Origin of the sequence: Sorangium sp. So ce295, from assembly GCF_051527405.1 — a bacterium.
Taxonomy (GTDB): Bacteria; Myxococcota_A; Polyangia; order Polyangiales; family Polyangiaceae; genus Sorangium; species Sorangium cellulosum_B.
This window is the reverse complement of the sequence record NZ_CP150324.1, coordinates 2,020,148-2,042,841: the sequence shown is the minus strand read 5'-3', so window position 1 is coordinate 2,042,841 and position 22,694 is coordinate 2,020,148. Positions and strand designations below refer to the sequence as shown.

Genomic DNA, 22,694 nt, shown 5'->3' with positions numbered 1-22,694 from the left:
AGAACTGATCTCATCCTGACCCTCTCCTGATGTGCACCACGAGGCCACGCAGCCCGGGCCGCCGTTCGCCATGGCGGTTGCCACCGCCCGCTGGCTCCTCCGAGCCAGCCGCGTGGCGCAAGCTACCCTGGGCAGAAATTTTTCTCAACAGGCCGAACGTGTGAGCCTGGCAACCAGATGAGCCCCGTCGAGGCGCTGCGCTCAGCGCCCGCCCGACAAAAGCGCCGCGGCGGGCTCAACGACGGCGTCGCGACGGAATCGTGCGGCACACTCTCGCCGGGGCGGCCCCTCAGGCCGCGCCCCCGCGCTTCACGTCGTACCGGAGGAGCGAGACGCCGTTCGTGTACGACGTCGCGCCGAGCAGCGCCAGCTCGACCTTCCTGGAGCTGCCGCCGAAGAGCCGGACCCCGTGCCCGAAGACGATGGGATTCACCTTGAGGACGAGCTGATCGATGAGGTCGTGATCGAGGAGGAAGCCGGCGAAGGCGCCGCCCGCGCAGAGATAGATGCCTGAGAGAAATTTGTGGGTGAGCCATTCGGGCGCCGGCAGGTTCCCGAGCGCGTAGTAGAGGGCGATCTCCGCGTGGTCGAGTCATCGTCGAATCATCGTCGAGTGCAAGGCGGCGGCCGCCCACAACCTGCACGGCGCCTCGCGGGCGGAAGCGCCGCACGGCGGCGTTGTTCAGCTGCCGCACGCGGGATCTTGGCTGGTTTGCGGAAGCGGACGGCAGGCGGCGCGGCCGGCGCGCGCTGCTAGCGCCTGCGCCGCGCCGGCCGCGTCGTCGGCGGACGGGCTTGCCCGTGGACGGGGCGCCCCAACGACGTCAGGGGGTGTAGATCTCGGCGGTCGGCAGGGGGGAGCCGTCACTGCCGCCTACGATCAGCACCTTTCCGTTCCCGAGCCGGACCGCTGCATGAGCGTACCGCACATCGTTCATCTGCCCGGTCAGGTCCATGTCACCGGTCGCGGGATCGTAGATGTAGACGTTCCGGGTCACGTTCCCTGCGCTGTCGATGCCCCCGGCGAGCAGCACCTTGCCGTTGTTGAGCAGCGTCGCGGTATGCGAGCGATAGGAGAACTGCTCAGTACCGGAGGACCAGAGATCGGACGTCGGGTTATAAACCTCGACGGTCGGAGTCAAGTTCGTGGCGCATCCTCCCACCGCCAGCACCTCGCCGGTGTTCAGCAACGTCAACGTATGATAGGCGCGGCTCTTCACCATGTGATCCACGGCCGTCCATAGATCGGGCTCGTAGAGCGCGGCAACGGCGTGCTGCGCTGCGTACTCGCTCTTACCTCCCGAGAAGAGCACCTTGCCGTTCGAAAGCAGCGTCGCGGCATGATAGGCATGGGCAATCGGCATGTCGTCGGCGGGCGACCAGGCATTGTTCGCCGGATTGAACAGCGCCGAGGAGTACATGTAATCGTCGGGGGTGGCGGAGGGATTGACCCCTCCGTATACCAACACCTTGCCGTTCGGGAGCAGCGTCGCGGTGTGCCCCATGCGGTTGAGGTCTGGGCTTGTCGACGAGCCTACGGACGACCATGTGTTGGTCGCGGGATCGAACAGCTGGGCGTTCGCGGGGGACGAGACGCTCCGAATGCCCACGACCAGCACCTTGCCGTTGCCGAGCAGCGTCGCCGTATGATACTGACGTCCCACACCCATCAATGGCCCCGCCGCCCAGGTGTCGGTCGACGGATTGTACAGCTCGGTCCTCGTTCCCAACGAGTCACCGCCCGTCACGAGCACCCTGCCATCGTTGAGCAGCGTCGCGGTCGGCGCCATGCGGGCGTGAGACATCGACGTGACCGCCCCCCACGTCGTGGCCGCCGGATCGTACAGTTCGGCGCTCGAGTAGTACGTGTTCAATGGAATGCCAAAGTTGAGCCCACCCGCGAGTAGCACCTTGCCGTTGCCCAGCAGCGTCGCAGTATGATTGGTGCGGACGGTGCTCATCGACCCGGCCGCTGCCCAGAAGTTGGTTCCCGGATCGTAGACCTCGGCGCTTGCACTGACGACCATGGGGGCGCTCCACCCGCCCGTCAGGAGCACCTTGCCGTTCGGGAGCAGCGTCGCGGTATGGTCGCCGCGCTTGCTGCTCATCGGCGTCGCCGTCGTCCAGACGGGTGGCGACGAGGACGGGTCGTAGATCTCGACGCTCTGCAGGTAGTCGGCAGAACTGTCGTAACCGCCCGCGACGAGCACCTTGCCGCTCACGAGCCGCGTCGCAGTGGCGTTTTGGCGGGGCCCGGTCATTGAGGCCGTCGGCGACCATCCGCCGGTCGACGGATCGTACAGCTCGGCGGTCGCCAACGCCACACTGGAGCCGCTATGCCCCCCGGCGACCAGCACCTTGCCGTTCCCGAGCAGCGTCGCAGTGGGCCAGGAGCGGCTCGCCCCCATCGTTGAAGCGGGCGACCATCCGCCGGTCGACGGCTCGTACAGCTCGGCGGTCGCCAACGCCACACTGGAGCCGTTATGCCCCCCGGCGACCAGCACCTTGCCGTTCCCGAGCAGCGTCGCGGTGTGGGCGGCGCGGCCCGCGGCCAGCGCGCCGGTCGCCGTCCAGGTATTGAATGCCGGATCGTACAGCTCGGCGCTCGTATGGACCCCCGAGCCGCTGCCTTTCCCGCCCACGATCAGCACCTTGCCGTTGCCGAGCAGCGTCGCCGTATGATTGTAGCGGGCCGTGGCCAACGTTCCGGCCGACCACCAGGTATTGGATACCGTGTCGTACAGCTCGGCGCTCCCCATCGCATTGAGCCCGCCCACGACGAGCACCTGGCCATTCCCGAGCGGCGTCGCCGTGTAGCTGGCACGCGCTGCGCTCATGGATCCTGTCGGCGCCCATATCGGGTCGACCAGCACCTCCTCGCCGCCCGCGTCGACCCAGAGCGCGATCCTCGCGCCGCGCACCTCGAGCCGCGCCTCGACCGGCCGACCGCCGCTCGCATACGCGGCCGGCGCCGTCACCCGCAGCCGCGGCGCGCCCGCGTCGTCGACGACCTCGACCGCGTCGCCCTGCTGTCGCAGCGTCGCGCCGTCGACCTCCCACGCCGCCACCGGCGCGCCGCCGTTCGCCACGCCGGCATCGAGGAGCAGCCACTCCTCGTAACCAGCGTCGACCGCAGACCAGAACGACGTCCCGCCCTGGCGCCGATACGCCACGGCGCGCTCGACGACAGCGCCCTTGCCCTCGGCGCCGATCTCGCGCACGCCGATCTCGAAGCCGCCGGGCAGATGGAAGCGGACCTTCCCCTCTCCGCTCGCGGGCAGCGCGGCATGCAGCCCGCCGCGGCGCTCGAACAGAGCCTCGATCTCGCGGGTCGAGCCGCCTGTCGAGGCGAGCGCGAAGCCTTCGTCGATCGCGACGAACCCCTCGTCGCTCTCGAGCACCTGTGCCGCCTGGCCAGGGAAGCGAAAACGCAGCTCGTCACCCCCCGGCGGACCGGCGTCGAGCGCGCATCCGAGGCCGCTCAGGAAGATCGCTCCGGCGAGGAGCGCGGTGAGCCATATGGATGATGCGGAAGGTAAACCCCGAAGCACGAAACGGACACGCGTCATGGATACTCCCCTGGCAGGAAGAAAAGCCCATCAGGCCCCCATGGTATGGAGCGCGATGAGGCTTGCGATCGAGAGCGGTCGGGGATCGCACGCCGCACACGGGGACGCAGAGCTCGGCTTCCGGCCAAATGCCCCATCGCGGCCCACGTCCCCCGGCACGGATGCCCCCTTCTCGATCAGAAGAAAATCAGAAACTAATGTAAGCCTGAAAGGTAGCCCACATCATTTGGTCGATTCGCTTCTCGCGGTCAAGTTCAAATTTCTGCCACGTTGAGCGACGCTCCGCGCGCTTCGGGTGCGAACAGACGCAAAGGTCGCCTCTCCAGAGGCTCGCGACCCCATGCACGCCGCCACGCGCACCGCATCCAGAGGCGTCCTTCACGCGCTCGACACGCGAGAGCGGCACGACGGCCAAGCGTGCATGTACACGAGCGTCCCGCCCTTGTCGTTGAACGCGGCGTGCGGCCCGTCTCAAGCCTGTTGGCATTGTCCGCCCCGGCGACAGGCTCAGCCCCGTCGAGGTGCGGCGCTCAGCGCCCGCCGACGATCGCGCCGCCGCGGAATCGAGCGGCACGCGATCGCCGCGGGCGACCCCTTACGCGGCGCCCCCGCGCTTCACGTCGTACCGGAGGAGCGACACGCCGTTCGCGTACGACGTCGCGCCGAGCAGCGCCAGCTCGACCTTCCTGGTGCTGCCGCCGAAGAGCCGGACCCCGTGCCCGAAGACGATGGGATTCACCTTGAGGACGAGCTGATCGACGAGGTCGTGATCGAGGAGGAAGCCGGCGAAGGCGCCGCCCCCGCAGAGATAGATATCGGTCCCGTCGCCCTCCTTCAGCCGCTTCAGGGCCGCGATCTCGTCACGGTCCACGACCTCCACCTCGGCGCCCTCGCCGAAGCGGAGGGTCTTCGAGAAGATGTAATGCGCCATGTGCGGGTAGGCTCGCTTCCCCGGGACGAGCCCGAAGGGATAGCCCCACTCGTACGTCCTTCGCCCCATCACGACGGTGTCGTAGCCCTTCAGGCGCTCGACGTAATCGGCGGCGTGCTCTCCTTGCATCACCAAGCCGTTCACCGAGCCGTCCTCGTGCGAGATGAAGTTGTCGACCGTCACCGCGACGTCATAGACGATCTTTCTCATTCGAATCCTCCTTGAAGCGCTGTCCTGAGCTCGCCGTGGGTCGGCCCATCGAGCGCGCCGGGTCCTGGCGCGTCGAAGCCATTCTCATCGCGCAGCTCGCGCCAGCGCAACCAGAGAAAGCTCGCCGGGGGGCTGTCGAGCCCCTCCGGCTGGCGTTCTCACGAGTTCAGGCTGTTGTTGGATGCTCTGGCGCGCCTTGCGCGCTTCGCTGCGTCCGGCGCAGCGTGCTCCCCGGCTGGCCCGGGATCACTCGGCGATGTGGGTCAGCAACGAGCCGGCCACCGGCCTGTAGTTGCCGATCTCCATCGGCTCCGCGCCGGTCGTGAACTCGAACGGACCCACCACGTGGATCACCTCTCCACCGGAGCCGCCGCCTTCACCGCCCGCGCCGCCGACACCGGCCGAACCGCCTTCGCCGCCCGCGCCGCCGACGCCGGCCGAACCGCCTTCGCCGCCCGCGCCGCCGACGCCGGCCGTGCCGCCTTCGCCGCCCGCGCCGCCGACACCGGCCGTGCCGCCTTCGCCGCCCGCGCCGCCGACACCGGCCGTGCCGCCTTCGCCGCCCGCGCCGCCGACACCGGCCGTGCCGCCTTCGCCGCCCACGCCGCTCTCGCCGCCGGCGCCACCTTCGCCGCTCCACCCGCCTGCGCCACCTTCGCCGCTCCACCCGCCTGCGCCACCCGCACCTCCGGCGCCGCCCTCGCCGCGCTCGCCGCTCGGTGCGGCGCCTCGCGCGGCGCTCGGAGCGCCGGGTTTCGTGACGGTGATGGAGTCGACGTAGACGACGGTCGGGTTGGTCCAGGGCCCGGTGCCGCCCGCCGTGAGCTGAAGTCCGATCAACTTCACCTCCTTGCGTTCGAAGGAGGGCTTCGACCCGGCCAACGCGTCGACATCGATCGTGATCTCTTGCCAGTCTGCCAGCCCGGCGATCGGATTCCACGAGTAGCCGATGTTCGCATAGGACCGGTCCACCCCGTTCTGCACGAACGGCTGCACGCCGCCGCTGGTGCCGGCGTGGGTCTTCACACGGAACGTGACCGTGCTCCCCGTCAGATCGACCACCGAGGCGAACTCGATGAAGAACTGCGTCGCGGTATTCGCGGTCGTGAACGGCACGGACAGCCGCGCGCAGCCGGAGCAACGCTCCTCCGGGACCGAGCCGCCGCCGCCTTCGCCCGAGCTGCCGCCGCCGCCGACACCCGGGCTGCTGCCGCCATCGCCCGAACCACCGCCGCCGTCGCTCGACCCTCCGCCGCCGTCGCTCGAACCGCCGCCGCCGTCGCTCGACCCTCCGCCGCCGTCGCTCGAACCGCCGCCGCCGTCGCTCGAACCACCGCCGCCATCCGCGTTTGAACCGCCATCACCCGCGCCGCCGCCGCCGTCAGAGCCCGAGCTGGTCGAGCTCGACGACGTGCTGGAGGTGGACGAGCTCCCGCCGCCCGTCCCGCCCGCACCGCCGCTGCCGGTCGACTCGTCGTCACCGCAACCTGTCATGGCGAACGCGCCGACCAGCACCCCGTACGCCGCCAAAGAAAGAACTGATCTCATCGTGACCCCTCCTGGATAGGCCCCGGCGAGGCTGCGCGGCCGAAGCCGCCGTTCGCCGGAGCGGCTCTCACCGCACTCGATCTCTGCCGAGCCAGCCCCGCAAGGAGCGACATTATCCTGGACAGACGACTTTCTCAACAGCCCGGACGTGCGAATACGTCACCAGAACCCAACGCGCTTGGCATCGCCCGGCGCTGGCGCCGCTGCGAGCGCGGCAGCCACATGAGACCACCTGTGGAGTCGAGCAAAGCGGGGCGCGGCAGCCACATGAGACCACCTGTGGAGTCGAGCCCGAGCACAGCGCGGCATCCCGAGAGCGCCAATCAGCGCGCTCTCATGCCAATCGCTTCATCAGCGACCGTCGTCGCCGCGACGACGCCACCGAAAGCGCACCTCGTTCATTCAAGGCACCTCCGGACGCGGCAGCGCGCTCGGCTCGTCGAGCGTGCCGAGCCCCTCGCCGTCGCGCCCGGAACCGTCGTCAGATCGGTGCAGATGGATGCTTCAACACGTCTCGTGGACCTCCCTGACGGGGTACAAGGGCGCCACGGGATAGCCAGGGGTCACGGGGCGACGTGGGTCACCGTCGAGCCTTCCACGGGCTGGTAATTGTTGACCTCCATCGGCTCCTCGCTCGTCGTGAACTCGTACGGACCCATCACATGAATCACATCGACGCTGGGGCCGCCGCCTTCGCCGCCTTCGCCGCCTGCGCCGCCTGCGCCGCCTGCGCCGCCTGCGCCGCCTCCTCCGCTCGCGCTGCTGCTGCTCGCGCTGCTGCTGCTGCTGCTCGCGCTGCTGCTGCTGCTCGCGCTGCTGCTGCTGCTCGCGCTGCTGCTGCTCGCGCTGCCGCCGCCTTCGCCGCCTTCGCCGCCCGCGCCTCCGGCCCCGGCCACCCCACCCGCGCCTCCTGCGCCGCTCATACCCCCGGCGCCGCCATCGCCGCTGGTGCCGCCCGCGCCTCCGGTGCCGCTCATCCCCCCGGCGCCGCCTTCGCCCCCAGCGCCGCCTTCGCCGCGCTCCCCGCTAGGGCCGAAGAAGAAGCGCTCGCTGCTCGGAGCCCCTTCGCCTGTGCCGGGTCTCGTGACCGTGACGTAGTCGACATCGACAACGGTCGGATTGGCCCAGGGCCCCGTGTTGCCCGCCGTGACCTGAACCCCGATCATCTCCACCACGGTGCGGTTGAAGGTGGTATTCGCCGGAGCCAGCGCATCGACATCGATCTTGAGATCCGTCCACTCTCCCAGGTCGACAAGCGCGTTCCACGAGTAGCCGATGTTCGCATAATTGAGATCGGCCCCGTTCTGCACGAACGGCTGCAGACCGCCGCTCGTGCCGGCACGGGTCCTCACGCGGAACGTGACGGTCGCGCCGGTCAGGTCGACCTGCTTGTGAAAGAAGATCATGAACTGCGTGGCCTGCATCGCCCTCGTGAGCGGCACGGAGAGCCGCGCGCAGCCAGGGCAGCCATCGCCCGGATCAACGACGCCTCCACCCGTACCGCCGCCGGCACCACCACCTGCGCCGCTATCACCGGTGGTCGCTCCGCCGCTCGTGCTGCTGTTCGCGCCCGTCAAGCCCGAGGATGTGCTCGGGGGGAAGGGGAAGCCCCCGCCCGTACCGTCCTCGATCGCGGGGTTGTCCGTGCAACCCATGACGGCGAACGCGAAAACCAACAACCCACACCCCGCCGTAGAACGAACTGTTCTCATCCTAGCCCCTCCTAGATCCATCCCGCGAGGCCCCGCGGCCAATGCCGCCGTTCGCCTTCAGCGGCTCCGACCACGCCCGAGCTCCTCCGAGCCAAACAGCACCGGACGAGACTATCCTGGACAGAGCAACTTCTCAACAACACGGACGTGCGGATCCGTCGTTACAGTTCAGCTCATTTCGCGATCACCGACGCCGGCGCCAATGCGCGTGAAGAGGCCACATCATGCCACCTGCGAAGTCGCGTCCGGAGCGCGGGCGCCCGCCGGCGCCAGCGGCCGAGCTTCCCTGGCTGCTCGGCCGTGGTGCGGTGTCGAGGCGACCGCGGCGCGCGGCACCGAGAGAGAGAGAGCGGCCTCATCGGGGGCGCAGGGCTCAGCGCCCACCGGGCGACGGGGCGGCGGTGGGGTGGAGTAGCATCATGGCAATGGCGATCACATAAAACGAGAGGCCGACGAGCAGGAACGCGATGGCGACACGGTAGATCGTGGTCTTGCGATCGCGGTAGGCGAGCGAGGCGAAGACCCAGCCGCGCAGGTCGTCGCCCGGTTGCTCGGTGAGCCAGCGGATGTGCTGCACACCCCAGACGATCAGGGTCGCGGAGAGCAGGACGATCGCCACGCCGGCGATGATCAGCCCCTGCGCGTGGGGGCTGGTGCCGGCGATGAGGCGGCCGGAGAAGCCGGTCGTGGTGATGACGATGCCGCACAGACCGATGAGCACCTGAGCGCGGTTGTGGAGCACGGCGAACTGCCGCTCCAGGATCCCGTGGATGACGTCCCAGGACCCGGCGCCCACGCGCTCGATGAGCCGGTCCGCCTCCTCCTCTCTCTCGATCTTCTTCATGGCAGGCGCCCTAGCACCGCGGCGCCCGCGCCTCATCACGCCGCGCCGCGCGCGCGACGAACAGGCCGAACGCCGCGCCCGTCAGCGCGACGAGGAGCGCGCCCGAGGCCCACAGCACGGGGCGGTGCCCGTAGCGATCGACGCCCATCCCCACGACGGGCCCGAGCAGCACGAAGGCGAGGCGGAAGAGGAAGCTGCGGAGCGAGACGCAGCTCGCGCGATCCCCGTCGGGCGCGAGGCGCTGCTCCTCGTGGTGGAGCAGCGGCATGTGCAGCCCGCGCACGAGCGTCAGCAGGAAATAGAACGCGACCCCGAGCACGTGGCGCGAGAGCGCGAGGCCGAGGTACCCGATCGCGACCAGGACGACGCACGCGAGCAGCGTCCCCGTCATGCCGAGGCGGCGGCCGGCGCGCTCGCTCAGCATCGAGCCGAGCGCGGTGGTGAAGCTCGCGAGGGCCCACATGGGGCCAATCCACGCGACGGGGGCGCCGGCCTCGGTCGCGTACAGCGCCATGAGCCACGTCGGCAGGTACGACGCGAGCGCGAGCGCGACGCCGAGCAGCAGCACCGCGCGGAAGTCGGCGCGCTCGAACAGCGCGTCGCGCACGATCGCGCGCATGCGGCCCAGGTGGTCCTCGACCTTTGGCTCGGCGCGCCGGGTCTCGCCGAACCGGAGGGCGATCCCCGCCGCGAGCGCCCAGGCCGCGGCCTCCATCGCGAACGGCAGGCGGGACCAGCGCGCGTAAAGGAAGCCCGCGGCGAGCGCGGCGCTCCCCGAGGCGATCTGCGCGATCGACCGCATGCGTCCGTACCAGCGGGCGAACTCGTGCTCTTTGCCCTGCTCTCGCAGCGAGTCGAAGAGGAGCGCGGAGTCCGCCCCCGAGACGAGCGAGAACCCGACGCCGAGCACGAGCTCGGCGAGCAGCACCGACCAGAGCCCGCGCGAGAGCGCGTAGAGGACCCAGCCGGCGAGGATGCAAAAAGAGGCGATCACGAGCGCGCGTCGGTGACCCAGGCGATCGGCGATGTAGCCCGACGGGAACTCGAAGAGCGCGATGCTCAGGCTGAACGCGCCCTGCACGGCCATCATGGTGGCCACGCTCATGCCGATGTCCTGCGTCCAGAACAGCGGGAAGATGGCCGCCGGGAACATCAGCGATTGAACGCCGTGGTAGACGCAGATGCGCCAGGGGTTCTGCTGGACGGACGACATGGCGGGGAGTCGTTGAGCCCGCGCTGCCGCGGGCGCGCCGGACGCCTAGAACTCGGTCCCGATCATGTACCTGAGCTGCCCCGTCTTCAGCGAGAACACGTAGAGCGCCGTCCAGCTGGCGAAGAAGACGTCGTTCGCCGAGATCGAGATCCCGGACGAGACCTGCGACTTCTTGTGGACCTGCACGTCCCACAGCCGCTTGCCGGTGCCGGCCTCGAAGCAGGCGAGGCGCGTGCCGTCCTTGTGATCCTTCATGTCGTAAGGGACGACCAGGAACCCGCCTTCATAGGCCCCCGCATCCACCCCCGTCGGCCTCGTGGTCAGCGGGTCGACGCCGGGCACCACCATCTTCCAGAGGACCTTCTTCTTGTCCACCGCGGCCACCATGCCGACCTGGCTGCCCTTGCTCCGGCCGCCGAGCAGGAACCGCGGCCCGGGCCCGCTCGGGATGATCGCGCCGCTCACCGACATGCCCTCGACTTCATGTGACCCGGGCAGGCCGAGCTCGTCGAACTCGTGCCAGCGGGCGAACCGGTAACCGGGCGCCTCTTCCTGGATCGAGCTCGGGACCGTCTTGCAGGCCGCGCCCTTCGCGAGCTCGCGCCGCGTCCCGCTCGCCGGATCGAGCCCGTGCTTCGCGTCGTCGACCGTCTCGACGACGATGACGCCGTCGCCCTGGCACAGCCGCCTCGCCTTCTCACCGAGCAACGCCGACCACGACGGCGTCCCGGTGCGCAGATCATAGGCCTGCGCCTTGCCGAGCGCGTCGATCGAGATCAGACGGCCGGAGACGATCGCGCGCCGCGCCTCGTGATTGGCCGCGTCCTTGGTGAGCGCCGCCGTCTTCCAGATCGGCTTGCCGTCGCGCCCGTCGTAGGCCGCGATCCACTCCTCGCCGCCGGGGACGTTGCTCTTGCCGATCACGTCCGGCGCGCCGTCGCCGTTCACGTCGGCGAGCATGGGCCGATCGCTGAAGTACGTGTTCGGTCCCAGGCCGAGCAGCGGTGTCGACCGGCCCTTGGACGGCCCCGACGCGCTGAACATGAAGGCGCCGGCGGCCGCGCCGGCCACGACCATGGCCATGACGACCGACATCACGATGACCCCCGCCGCGTTGCTGGACGGCGGGGCGACCCGGACGACGTGCATGCCCTGCGGGATCGGCGCGGTGGTCGGCTTCCTGCCGCGATCGACGAGCGACCGCGCGCCGCAGTACTGGCAGGTGACTGCATCCATCGCCGGCTGAATCGGCAGCGGGGCGCCGCAGCGCGGACACCTGGAATCGACGATCCGAGCCATCGTCCCACTCTACACGAGCTCGCGACTGTCTATCTCTTCTTCTCGCTCTTCTTCTCGCGCTCACCCGGGGCCGCGCGCGACGCCGCGCGGCCCGAGGGCGGGGGCTCCAGCAGCGCCGCGCGGGTGAGCCCCATCCCACCGAAGCGCTCGGCCACCTCCGCCACGACGCCCTCGAGGCGCCGGCGGCGCTCGGAGGCGACAGGGAAGAGGCTCAGCGTCGGGCCGCCGGTCTCGCTCGTCAGGTCGCTCGCGGCGACGCCGACGAGCCGCACCGGCCGCGAGAGATCGAAGCGCGAGAGCAGCCCCTTCGCGCAGGTGTAGATCGAGTCCGTGTCGCTGACCGGCTCGGACAGCGTCGTCTGGCGCGTCCGCAGCGTGAAGTCCGAGTACTTGAGCTTCACCACCACCGCGCGGCAGGACAGGCCCGCCTTGAGCAGGCGCCGCGCCACGCGGCCCGACAGATCGAGCAGCCAGCGCTCGATCGGCTCCCTGCCCCGGAGGTCCTCCTCCACGGTCTCCTCCGCGCCGATCGACTCCGCCGCGCGGCCCGGGACGACCGCGCGCTCGTCGACGCCCGCGGCGAGCAGCCGCACGTGCTCTCCCCACGCGGGGCCGAGCAGCTCGTGGAGGCGCGGCGCGGGGCAACGCGCGAGATCACCGATCGTCGCGAGCCCCGCCGCGCGCAGCCGCTCGGCCGCGCGGGGGCCCACGCCCCACATGCGCTCGAGCGGCAGCGGCGCGAGGAACGCGGCGACGTCGCCGGGGACCACGACGAGGCCGTCGGGCTTCCGCAGGTCGCTCGCGATCTTCGCGGCGAACTTGCAGGGCGCGACGCCGGCGGAGGCCGTGAGCCCGGTCTCGTCGCGGATCGCGCGCTTGATCTGCGCCGCGATCGCCTCGCCGTCGCCGAAGAGCGCGCGGCTCGCGGTCACGTCGAGGAACGCCTCGTCGAGCGACAGCCCCTCCACGAGCGGCGTGAAGCGGCGGAAGATCGCGAAGACCTGCGCGCTCACCTCGGCGTAGCGGGCGTGCCGCACCGGCACGACGATCGCCTGCGGGCAGCGGCGGAGCGCCTCGACCATGGGCATCGCCGAGCGGGCGCCCGAGACGCGCGCCTCGTACGACGCGGCCGCGACGACGCCCCGCCGGGAGGCGCCGCCCACCAGGACGGGGCGGCCTCGCAGCGATGGATCGTCGAGCTGCTCGACCGACGCGAAGAACGCGTCCATGTCGATGTGGAGGATCTGTCGCATCGGTGCTGCTCTTCTGTACCGCCTCGCCGCCCGCGCGCCGCGGTGAATCGGGCCAGCCAGGCCGCGCGCGGGGCGGAATCATCCGTTGGCGCGCCCCGCGAGCCGCCCGGGTCGGGTCAGCCGCCGGGGGGGCCCAGGATCACCGGCCCTGGCGAGAGGACGTGGGTGCCGTTCATCAACCACACCGCAACCTGGCTCGTCCCCAGGCGTTGCCACACGACATCCGACATCAGATCGGCGTTGACGTCGCCGGCGGCGACCGCTGTCCAGCCGTCGCCGATCGGCCCGGGGATCACCGGCCCCGCGTCGAGGAGCTCGACGCCGTTCATCAGCCAGATCGCCACGAGGCCCCTCTCCTCGTTGGTCCAGAGCACGTCCGACATGCCGTCAGCGTTGAAGTCGGCCGCCCAGAGGATGTCCCATCCCTCGCCCATCGGCCCGGGGATCACCGGCCCCCGCCCGATGACCTCCGTGTTGCTCATCAGCCACACCGTCATCAGGTTGTGCACCTCGTCATTCCAGATCACATCCGCGATGCGATCGAAGTTGAAGTCGGGTATGGGGCCGATCTCCCAGTCGCCGCCCGGCCCCGGGATGAACGGGCCCGGCGCGAGCAGCTGGACGCCATCCATCAGCCACACCGTCATCAGGTTCTGCTCCTCACTGTAAAAGAGCACATCCGAGGCGAGGTTGCGGTTGAAGTCGTTCGGCCGGATCACCCAGCCGTCGCCGCGCGGCCCGGGGAGCATCGGGCCCTGCGCGAACGGCCGGCCTCCGTCCGTCAGCCAGATCGTGATCAGGTCGCGCTCATCGTGACGCCAGATCACGTCCGCCAGGCCATCTTGGTTGAAGTCGTGCCCTATGGCGAACCAGCCTCCGCCGGGCGGCCCGCGAAGGGTCGGGCCCGGCGTGAGCAGCTGGACTCCGTCCATGAACCATACGGCCATGAGGCTGCGCTCGGGGTCGATCCAGAGCAAATCCTGCTTTCCGTCGAAATTATAGTCGATCACCTCGATGACCCGCCACCCGTAGGTGCTGGCCCGCTGCTCTGCGACCCCGAGGGTGGGCGTCGCAGCCGCCGCGGCTCCGCCCTCGTCGGGCAGGTCGACGCCGGCCGCGCAGCCGAGCACGGCGTGAATCGCAGCGGCGGCACACAGATACTTGCTCACGACCACAGGACTCGTCACGCTCGCCTCTCTTGCGCCGCGTGCGCGGCACGGCCGCCGATCCCGGGGGGATGCGCGACCTCGCCCGTGGGCACGCCGCTCACGCGCCTCGTGGGACGGCAAGCGGCGGTCCATCCGCGACCGGCGTTCGAGGGCGGCGCTCTCCGCCGCATTTCAATCCTATCGCAGCGAGCGCTCGGGCCCCCATGCGAGAGCGGTGGTCGCGGCCCTCGCTGGCTCCGTACCGCATTCTTCTTCGAATTCTCGAAGAAGTGGGAAGAACGGTACAGACGTCCTCACTCGGAGCGCCGATGCCCGTGGGAACGCTACGCTTGGCAGCAGAACGTCGACGGCTCGGCCGGCAGCAGCTCGCCGATCGGCTCGCCGCCGCTCGGGGCGCAGCCGCCGGGATCCACGGCCACGACCTCCGCCGACTTGCTGCCGAGGGCGACGCCGGGCGGCGTGACCCCGCAGAATGGCGCCATGGAGCTGACGAGGATCGATGCGACCTGCTCGGCGCACGCCCCGTCGCTGTAGACCGAGGCCATGATGGTGCACGACGCGCCCTCCGGCTCGCCACAGGCGCATTCGGAGCAGCCGCGCGTGTCATCGGCGCCGCCGTAGAAGACGTGCCTGTCCAGGTACGGCGCCTCGCACGTCACATCGCCCTCGTGGAAGATGCACGTCAGTAAGCCGCCGGGCGGCGGGACCCCGGGCTGTTCCGGCGACGGCATGCAGGTGCTCCGGTCGCCCAGGCACTCCGTGTAGGCGCCGGGCACGCAGGCGAGCGCCCGGGTCTGCCAGGGATCGAGGAGCGCCGGCGGCGGGGGCTCGTCGACCCTGGGCGTGCAGGCGGCGGCGGCGGTGACCAGCACGACCGGCGCATCGATCGAGATCGACTGTACACACGGCTGCCCGCCGCAGTCCTGGCCCGCGGGGATCGCGGTCGAGGCTGTGCAGGCGCCGTCCCAGCCGTCGGGCGCGGCGAAGGTGGTCTCGACGCCGCCGGGGTCGCCGGGACACGCCGAAGATGCATGCGCCGACCAGCCCAGCGGGAGCTGGCACGAGGCTGCGGCCGCGTCGGGCGGATCGCACAGGCAGGCCGCGCAGGCGAGCGGCGCGGGCGCCAGGTCGGCGAACCCCTCATAGCCGACGTTCGGCGCGGCGGCGGGGCATGCGGGTACCTGGTCCCGCGGGCCGAACCAAAGGAGCGCCGGGCCGAACCAGCCCAGCGGCGCCGGTGGGACGCAATTGCCGGCGCAGGCGGTCTCGTCGCCACCGCCTGTCCCTGCACCGCCGCCCTCGCCTCCGCCCCCATCCCCGCCATCGCCCGCATCCCCCGTGCCCGCCTCGGGATAGGGGCACACTGCCGTCTTGCCCCACTCGCTCGGCTGACACGGGCCGTAGACCGTCGGATCTTCGCCGCAGCCCGGAAGCAAAAGAAGGCCCACCATCAGACAGAAGCAGGTGCGCATGCCGCGCAGGCTACCCGAGACCGCCCCGCGCGCACAACAACCCTCTTGTTTCATGCGGCCGATTGCGTTCGCCATTCCCATGTCCTCTCCGAATTTCTCGCCCGACGGTCGTGGCAGAGCGCGACTTTTCCAAAGGTAGTTCAGTACGCAGCCGTAATGCCCAGCCCGAAGGCTGTGCCTATCAGCGGAGACGTCCACTCGAGCGGCGCCGGCGTCGCGGTGTCGTACGCCCCACGCCTGAGCACCGCATCGTTCACAATCCCGGTCGCCTCGGCGTACCCGAGCACGGACCACCTGCTGGAGAGGGGCCAATCGGCACCGAGCCGCCCCCCGAAGCTCAAGATAGCATCGCTGCGTGAGCCCATGGTCCACGGCGTCCGAGGAGTGAATCGGACAGCACCGAGGGTGGCGAGCCCGCATCCGAACAGGAGGCGGCCTCGATAGCAGCCCACGGTCGCCGCGGTGAACGCCGTCGGCTCCACGAACATGCCTTCCACCTCCTGCGCCAGGGACACGAGCCCGCGCCCCTCCACCGCGATCGACCAGTCGTGCCGGCGAACACCGAAGGAGAGCGTCATCCCGGCCGCGGCTCCCGGCGTGATCCCCAGGCCCAGGGTCGCCCCGAGCCCCGCTTCGAACCGCAGGCGCTCCGGCGGAGCCGGCGCCGCCTCCGGCCGAGACAACGCCTGCGACGGCTCGGCCGGCCGAGCTGGCTCCGGCGCGGCGCGCTGCGCTTGCGGGGGCGACGCCGCGGGCGGCGAGGAGGGCTCCGGCGGCGAGGGCTCGGGCGACTGCGAGGAGGGCTCGGGCGGCGGCGAGGGCTCGGGCGGCGGGGATGCCCGCTCCGGCGCGCTCAGGACGCGCGCCACGATCGCCAGGGCCACGCCGGAGAGCAGCTCCTCGCAGCCGCTCCGGGTGCCGAACCCGTCAGCCCACCGGGTATCGCCCGCGCCGTCGCGCAGCGCCAGCAAGGCGGTGAGCTCCGGCCCCTCCTGCGCGATGCGGACCGTGAGCACCTGCGGCGCGTCGTCCTGGAACGGGTCGGCGCCGATCCGGCGCGCCACCTCCGCGCGCAGGAACGCGTCGCCGGGGCAGCTTTCGGCGCCCGGGCCCCGCACGACCTCGATCCGCATCGCCGCGCGCGGCGCGTCCGGCGCGGCGCGCGCGTCCCCGGCGCCGAGCAGGACGGTGGCCGCCGCCACGGCGGATCGCGCCGAGCGCCCCGCGCGCGCCGAGCGCCCCGCGCCCCGGAGCGGTCCGGTGGCGCGGCGGCCGCGGGCCGGTGGCACGCCGAGCCCCGGCCTCGGTCTCGCCCTGGACCGGCTCATCGCGCCGGCTCTCTTCCTGACGCGCCCGGCTCCGGATGGGCGAGGCGCGCCTGGACCGCCGTGCGAAGCTGCTCTCGCACGGACTTCAGCCGCCCTGCGGGGAACCGTGCCTCGTGCGCGGCGAGCTGCCGGAGCGCCCCGGCGGGATCGCCCGTGGAGAGGCGCTCTTGCGCCGCCGCGAGCAGCCGGCGCTCCTCCGCGAAGGCGTCCTCCCGCGCGCCCGCCAGCGGCGCCGCCCGCGGCGCGGCCGGGCACGGGCGCGCGGGCGCGTCGGCCGCCGGCGCCGCCGGCCGCGGTTCCGGGGTTTGCTGCGACGGCTCCGGCAGGGGTGCTGCAAGGCCGGCGCTGGTCGCGGGGAGCTCATAGGCCAGCGCCGCCTCGAAGCGGTGAGCCCAGAGGGGCCGCGGCGGGGCGAGGGCAAGCAGTACGGCCGCGGTCGCGGCGCCGCCCGCCGCGGCCGAGCCGAGGGTGCGGCCGAGCCGGGCGAGCCACGATCGCAGGCCCGGGCCGGCAGGCGCGTGCGGCACGCCGGCCGGCGGTGCGGCGGCGCTCGCGCCGCCGTCGCGCACAAGGAAGTCCGACGCCAGGGGAAACACGAGCCAGCAGGCGCGCAGCGCCTGTCGCCGCTCCGGGCGCAGCCGCTTGACCGCGGCACGGTAGTCCTCCCGGAAGGCGCAGCCGGTTGCTGGCGGTGTTGTAGTTGAGGCCGAGCTCGCGTGCGATGTCGACGAGCGGCACCTCGTAGGCCTCGTGAAGGACCAGGAGGACCCGCCGCTCGGGCGCGATCGTCAAGAGCACGTCCCTCGCGACCTCCAGCCGCTCTTGCTCCGCGATGCGCTCCTCGCTGAGCGGCGCGGGATCGACGGTCTGGTAGCGCGACGCCGGACGCAGGCCGTCCGGCACCTCGCGGCGGCGGTAGGCGCGGTCCAGGTGGTGGCTGACCTTCCGCCACGCGATCCCGAACACCCAGCGGGCCTCGGGGCTGCTGTGCTGGCGCCGGCCGTCCCGGCGCGGCGGATGGCTGGCGATCCACGCCTCGCCCTCCGGCGGGGACCAGGCGGGGTCGAACCGATCCAGGCTCTCGTACGCCGCGAGCAGGACCTCTTGCACGACGTCGTCGATGTCGGGCTCGGCGACCCCCAGGAGCCGAAGCGCGCGGGGGAGAATTTCCACCGCGGCAGCGTGAACGGAATTCCATGTGTGGTCGCGGGAGGAGCCTTCGGAGGGGAAAAGAAGTGTGCTCATATTCTGAAATTGCGCGGAGCTTTCCGGGTCTGTTTGTAAAACGCGCCTCCCGGTGCGCGGGGTTGGAGGCCACGCCCGCCCGCGGTGGGAGGCGCCCCGGTCCGCCGCGGTCGTCCCTGGCTAGCTCCGCTGCCCTCGGCGCACCGGCGGTCGCCCCTGCCTGGCTCGGCGGTGATGTCCGGAACCACATCGACGCCACCCGCGTTCCGGACACTCGCGCGGCGCATCCCGGACACCCCACTCCACTAAGTGGACTTTGCAGCGCGACCGACCGCTAGAGCGACAAACGGGTTAAAACCACGAGAAAAAGCAGGAATTTCACAGGGAGACGGGGAGGCGGGGAGCGAGAGACGGCAAGAGAAAAAAAGTCATTCTTTCTTCCTCCCCGCCTCCTCGCCTCCCTGTGAAAATTCTCCAGGTTTCAACGTGATCAATGTTCTAGTACTACAGCCGCACGTCGGTGAGCGCCGAACGAGCTGGGCTTCACCAGTGTGCGGACGAGCCATGCGTCACGATCGTCCGCCTGCTCATCAAAATCCGCGGAGATTCCGCGACGTGCGGCTGTAGTACTGGCTCTACTGCGGGAAGTTGCCCCGGATCAGCAAAAAACCGCCAACCCGCCAAGGACGCCAAGGGGAGAGGGGCATAGGCGTTAACCAAGATCGTTCGGTCACGTTCAGGGCACGAACCCCGCCCCCATCGGTCACCAACGTGAACGTTTATGTGATCGTGGACGTTCACGGCCTATCGTTGACGACCACGACCACGACCACGACCACGTAAACGTTCGGATGTAGGAGGACGCTGCGGGAAGCGTGGTTAACGCCTGTGCCGCTTCATGCCAGGCTCGACTCAAGGGCTCTTGAGCCGGTAGCCCACGCCTGGCTCCGTGATCAGGACCGACGGGCGCGCCGGATCGCGCTCCAGCTTGTGCCGGAGCTGCGCCATGTAGACGCGCAGGTAGTGCGCCTGCCCCGCGTAGGCAGGCCCCCACACCTCGCCGAGGAGCTGGCGATGGGTGAGGACCTTGCCCGCGTGCCGTATCAGCGTCGTGAGCAGCTTGTACTCGATAGGAGTCAGGTGGACCTCCTCGCCCGCCCGCAGCACGACCCGGCGCGCGAGATCGACCTCGATGTCCTGGACCGCGAAGCGGTGGCCCTCCGCCGTCGCCCCGCGCGCCGCGCTGGCGGCGTGGCGCAGCGCCACGCGCAGCCGCGCCAGGAGCTCGCCGGCGCTGAACGGCTTGGTCAGGTAATCGTCGGCGCCGCCGTCCAGCGCGTCGATCTTGTCCTGCTCCTGACCGCGGGCCGACAGCACGATGATGGGGACGGCGCTCCACTCCCGGAGCCGCCGGGTCACCTCCAGGCCGTCCATGTCCGGGAGCCCCAGATCGAGGAGCACGAGATCCGGATTGCGCGTCGTCGCCTGGGCGATCCCGTCGCTGCCCGTCTCCGCCTCCACGAGCCGGTAGCCGCGGGCCGCCAGCATCGCGCGCAGGAACCGGCGCATCTGCGGCTCGTCCTCGATCAGCAGCACGAGGGGGGACGCGTCCGACATTCGCCCAGCCACGTTATCAAGCGCCCGCCGCCGCCGGCAGCTCCGGGGCGGCGAGGTTCGGCGGGCAGCCCTCGATGGGCAGCGTCACGCGGAAGGTCGCGCCCCCGTGAGGCCGGTTCTCCGCCGTGATCCGCCCGCCGTGCGCGGTCACGATGCCACGGCAGATCGTGAGGCCGAGGCCGATGCCCCGCTGCGTGTGGCCGCGCCCCCGGTGGAACTTCTCGAAGAGGCTCTCCTCCTCGCCGGGCGGTATGCCCGGACCGCGATCCTTGATCTCGAGCGTGGCCACGTTCCCCTCGGTGAACCCCCGGATCCCGATCGGGCTGCCGGCGGGCGTGTACTTGATCGCATTCTCGAGCAGGTTGATGAGCACCTGCTCGATCAGCACACCATCCATCGGGACGAGCTCCGTCGCCCGGTCGAGCTCGATCGAGACCTCCCGGCCTTGAAGGTGCTCCTCGACCCGGTTCAGCGCAGCCCCGACGACCTCCTCCAGCGGCAGCCACTCCTTCCTGACCGCGAGCGCCCCGGACTCGAGCCGCGTCATGTCCAGCAGGTTGCGCACGAGGCGCTCCAGCCGCTGCGCCTCCTCCAGCACCGTCTGCGTCAGATCGCGGCGAGCGGCCAGGTCGAGCGCCGCCCCGTCGTTGCCGTCATCGAGCAGCGCCCCCGCCGCGCCGGTGATGGTGGCGAGCGGCGTGCGCAGATCGTGCGAGACGGAGCTCAGGAGGGCGTTGCGGAGCTCCTCCGCCTGCGCCTGCAGCCGGGCGCGCTGGGCCTGCCTCGCGAGCAGGGCGCGCTCCAGCGCAAGCGCCGTCTGCGTGGCGAAGGCGCCGAGCAGCTCGCGCCGGCTCAGGTCGAGGAACGGCCACGGTCGGCTCGGGCGGACGCTGAGGACGCCGATCGGCCCGGAGGAGCCCTGGAGCGGCAGGTGCATCGCGCTCGCGCTCGGGAGCGTATCGGTGCCGGCGCCCGCTGCCTTGCCGCGCGTATACGCCCACTCCGCGACCGCCCGCTCCTGCTCCCCCGCGACCAGATCCTCGGCCGTGCCCGCCCGGACGGCGAGGCGCCCGTCGGGGCCGGGCAGGAGGACGACGGCGTCGGCCTCGAAGACCTCGCGCACATGGCGCGCGGCGGCCAGGCCGAGCTTGTCGATCCCACGCAGGGCGGCCAGCTCCCGGCTCATCGCGTAGAGCGCCGCGGTGCGCTGCTCGCGCTCGCTCGCGCTCTCGGCCTGGCCGCGGATGCGCGCGGTGAGGCTGGCGATGACGAGGCCCACGCACAGCATGATGGCGAACGTGAGGAGGTAGCGGAGGTCGCCGACCGCGAAGGTCAGGTACGGCTTGACGAAGAAGAAATCGAAGGCGGCGACGCCGAGCACCGACGCGAGCACCGAGGGCCCGGCGCCGAAGCGGCTCGCGACGAAGACGACCCCGAGCAGGTACACCATGATCAGGTTCGCCAGATCGGAGAACGGGTGCATGAGCCACGAGACCAGCGTGCAGATCACGGCCGCGCACGCGCCCCAGGCGTAGGCCAGCGGCCGGAGCCCGCGCCGCTCCGGCGGCCCGGGCTCCGGCTTCGCCGCCTCCGCCACCCCCTGGATGACGTGGACGTCGATGTCGCCGCTCCGCCGCACGAGATCGTCGAGCAGCGAGCCGTAGACGAAGTCCTTCCAGCGGGGGTGGGTCGGCTTGCCGACGACGATCTTGCTGACGTTGTGCTGCCTGGCGTACCGCAGCACCTCCGCGGCGACCTCCGCGCCGTGGAGCTGGACCGTGGTGGCGCCGAGGCGCTCGGCGAGCGCGAGGTTCCGGTCGACCCGCGCGCGATCGGCCTCGGACAGCCGCGCCTGGGCCGGCGTCTGCACGTAGACCGCGTGCCACTCCGCCTTCAGGCCGCCGGCCATCCGCCGCGTCGCCCGGATGAGCCGCGCCGACATGGGGCTCGGGCCGACGCAGACGACGATCCGCTCGGCGACGGCCCACGTCTTCTGGATCCCGTGGGCGCGCATGTAGCCGCGCATCTGATCGTCGACGCGCTCGGCGGTGCGCCGCAGGGCGAGCTCGCGCAGGGCGATGAGGTTGCCCTTGCGGAAAAAGTTGCTCGCCGCGCGCTCGATCTGCTCCGAGAGGTAGACCTTGCCCTCGCGCAGCCGCTCGAGGAGGTCGTCCGGGGGAAGGTCGATGAGCTCGATCTCGTCGGCGCGCTCGATCATCGAGTCGGGCACCGTCTCCCGGACCACGACGCCGGTCACCTGGGCCACCACGTCGTTCAGGCTCTCGATGTGCTGGACGTTGACGGTGGTATGGACGTCGATCCCGGCGTCGAGCAGGTCCATGACGTCCTGCCAGCGCTTCGGGTGCCTGAGCCCCGGCGCGTTCGTGTGCGCGAGCTCGTCGACGACGAGGAGCTTCGGCCGGCGCTTCAGCGCGGCCTCGAGGTCGAAATCGCGCAGCGTCCTGCCGCGGTGCTCGACCTCGATCGCCGGCAGGCGCGGCAGCGGCGGGGGCTCGTCGAGGAGCGCCTCCGTCTCGGCGCGCCCGTGCGTCTCGACCCAGCCGACGACGACGTCGACCGCTTCCTCGCGGAGCGACCGCGCCGCCTCCAGCATCGCGTACGTCTTGCCGACCCCGGGCGCGGCGCCGAAGAAGATCTTGAGCTTGCCCTTCTTCCCGCGCTCCTCCTCCTCGCGGGCCGCGGCGAGCAGCGCCTCGGGATCCGGCCGATCGTCGCCTGCGTCCACCACCTCGCGCTCTCCTCAGCGGGCGCCGTCGAGGGCGAGGTTCAGGAGGAGCACGTTCACGTGGGGCTCGCCGAGGAGGCCGAGCAGGCGCCCCTCCGTGTACCGCGCGACGAGGCGGCGCACGTCGTCCTCTGCCAGATTCCGCGCGCGCGCCACGCGCCGCACCTGGTACTCCGCCGCCGCGGGGCTGATGTGCGGATCGAGTCCGCTGCCGGAGGCCGTCACCAGGTCGACCGGCACCGGCGCGGCGCCCTCGGGATCCGCGGCGCGGAGCGCGTCGACCCGGGCCTTGACCGCCTCGGCCAGGGCAGGGTTCGTGGGCCCGAGGTTGCTCCCGGCGGAGGCCTGCCCCGCGTAGGGGACAGGGCTCGTCGCCGAGGGCCGTCCCCAGAAATAGCGCGGGTCGTGGAACGGCTGGCCGAGCAGGCTCGATCCGACCACGCGGCCGCCTTGGAGCACGAGGCTGCCGTTCGCCTGATGGGGGAACGCGGCCTGCGCGATGGCGGTCGAGAGCAGCGGGTAGGCGAACCCCGTGAGGCCGGTGAGGACGAGGAGGAGGACGAGGGCGGGTCGCAGGTGCGCGAGCATGGTGTTCTTT

The 22,694-nt window shown here is 71.1% G+C and carries 17 protein-coding genes; 1 reads left to right on the top strand and 16 read right to left on the bottom strand.

All coding sequences use genetic code 11. From position 1 onward, the window contains the following. Positions 1-289: 289 nt before the first annotated feature. Entirely contained in the window at positions 290-454 is a 165-nt protein-coding gene (locus tag WMF11_RS07785; protein WP_437979288.1) for a hypothetical protein, read from the bottom strand. A gap of 370 nt (positions 455-824) precedes the next feature. Beyond that, positions 825-3,221, bottom strand: coding sequence for a Kelch repeat-containing protein (locus WMF11_RS07780; protein WP_437976994.1), 2,397 nt, complete (start codon positions 3,219-3,221; stop codon positions 825-827). 66 nt (positions 3,222-3,287) lie between these two features. Here WMF11_RS07780 and WMF11_RS07775 point away from each other — a divergent pair, with 66 nt between their 5' ends. Then, entirely contained in the window at positions 3,288-3,527 is a 240-nt protein-coding gene (locus WMF11_RS07775) for a hypothetical protein (RefSeq protein WP_437976993.1), read from the top strand. Positions 3,528-4,164: 637 nt separating this feature from the next. Here WMF11_RS07775 and WMF11_RS07770 read toward each other — a convergent pair. The 14 genes from WMF11_RS07770 to kdpC form a co-directional block, all read right to left on the bottom strand. Continuing rightward, positions 4,165-4,710 carry a dihydrofolate reductase family protein gene (locus tag WMF11_RS07770; protein ID WP_437976992.1) on the bottom strand — a complete coding sequence of 182 codons (546 nt, stop codon included), beginning with the start codon at positions 4,708-4,710 and terminating at the stop codon, positions 4,165-4,167. 246 nt (positions 4,711-4,956) lie between these two features. After that, entirely contained in the window at positions 4,957-6,258 is a 1,302-nt protein-coding gene (locus WMF11_RS07765; RefSeq protein ID WP_437976991.1) for a hypothetical protein, read from the bottom strand. A 563-nt stretch (positions 6,259-6,821) separates the two neighbouring features. Further along, positions 6,822-7,970 (bottom strand): hypothetical protein, encoded by a 1,149-nt coding sequence (locus WMF11_RS07760; protein WP_437976990.1) that lies wholly within the window; start codon positions 7,968-7,970, stop codon positions 6,822-6,824. A gap of 373 nt (positions 7,971-8,343) precedes the next feature. Further along, positions 8,344-8,814: a hypothetical protein gene (locus WMF11_RS07755; protein WP_437907787.1), complete on the bottom strand. Its 471-nt coding sequence runs from the start codon at positions 8,812-8,814 to the stop codon at positions 8,344-8,346. Positions 8,815-8,824: 10 nt separating this feature from the next. Continuing rightward, on the bottom strand, positions 8,825-10,027 hold the full coding sequence (locus WMF11_RS07750) for an MFS transporter (protein WP_437907786.1): 1,203 nt from the start codon (positions 10,025-10,027) through the stop codon (positions 8,825-8,827). A 45-nt stretch (positions 10,028-10,072) separates the two neighbouring features. Then, positions 10,073-11,326 (bottom strand): outer membrane protein assembly factor BamB family protein, encoded by a 1,254-nt coding sequence (locus WMF11_RS07745; RefSeq protein WP_437976989.1) that lies wholly within the window; start codon positions 11,324-11,326, stop codon positions 10,073-10,075. Positions 11,327-11,355: 29 nt separating this feature from the next. After that, complete coding sequence (locus tag WMF11_RS07740; protein ID WP_437907784.1) at positions 11,356-12,579, bottom strand: DNA polymerase IV; 1,224 nt, start codon at positions 12,577-12,579, stop codon at positions 11,356-11,358. 116 nt (positions 12,580-12,695) lie between these two features. Continuing rightward, the gene (locus WMF11_RS07735) at positions 12,696-13,748 is read right to left on the bottom strand and encodes an FG-GAP repeat domain-containing protein (protein ID WP_437976988.1); all 1,053 of its coding nucleotides are present in this window, start codon (positions 13,746-13,748) and stop codon (positions 12,696-12,698) included. A 323-nt stretch (positions 13,749-14,071) separates the two neighbouring features. Further along, complete coding sequence (locus WMF11_RS07730) at positions 14,072-15,220, bottom strand: hypothetical protein (RefSeq protein WP_437976987.1); 1,149 nt, start codon at positions 15,218-15,220, stop codon at positions 14,072-14,074. A 140-nt stretch (positions 15,221-15,360) separates the two neighbouring features. Further along, positions 15,361-16,548, bottom strand: a complete 1,188-nt coding sequence (locus WMF11_RS07725; protein WP_437976986.1) for a hypothetical protein — start codon at positions 16,546-16,548, stop codon at positions 15,361-15,363. After that, positions 16,545-17,144, bottom strand: a complete 600-nt coding sequence (locus tag WMF11_RS07720) for a hypothetical protein (protein ID WP_437976985.1) — start codon at positions 17,142-17,144, stop codon at positions 16,545-16,547. The genes WMF11_RS07725 and WMF11_RS07720 overlap by 4 nt, the downstream gene beginning before the upstream one ends. Before the next feature lie 1,501 nt (positions 17,145-18,645). After that, a complete protein-coding gene (locus WMF11_RS07715) occupies positions 18,646-19,350 on the bottom strand; it encodes a response regulator (RefSeq protein WP_437976984.1) in 705 nt (234 codons plus the stop codon). Positions 19,351-19,366: 16 nt separating this feature from the next. Then, entirely contained in the window at positions 19,367-22,099 is a 2,733-nt protein-coding gene (locus WMF11_RS07710) for a DUF4118 domain-containing protein (RefSeq protein WP_437976983.1), read from the bottom strand. Between the two features lie 12 nt (positions 22,100-22,111). Beyond that, a complete protein-coding gene (gene kdpC / locus WMF11_RS07705; protein WP_437976982.1) occupies positions 22,112-22,684 on the bottom strand; it encodes a potassium-transporting ATPase subunit KdpC in 573 nt (190 codons plus the stop codon). Between the last annotated feature and the right edge of the window lie 10 nt (positions 22,685-22,694).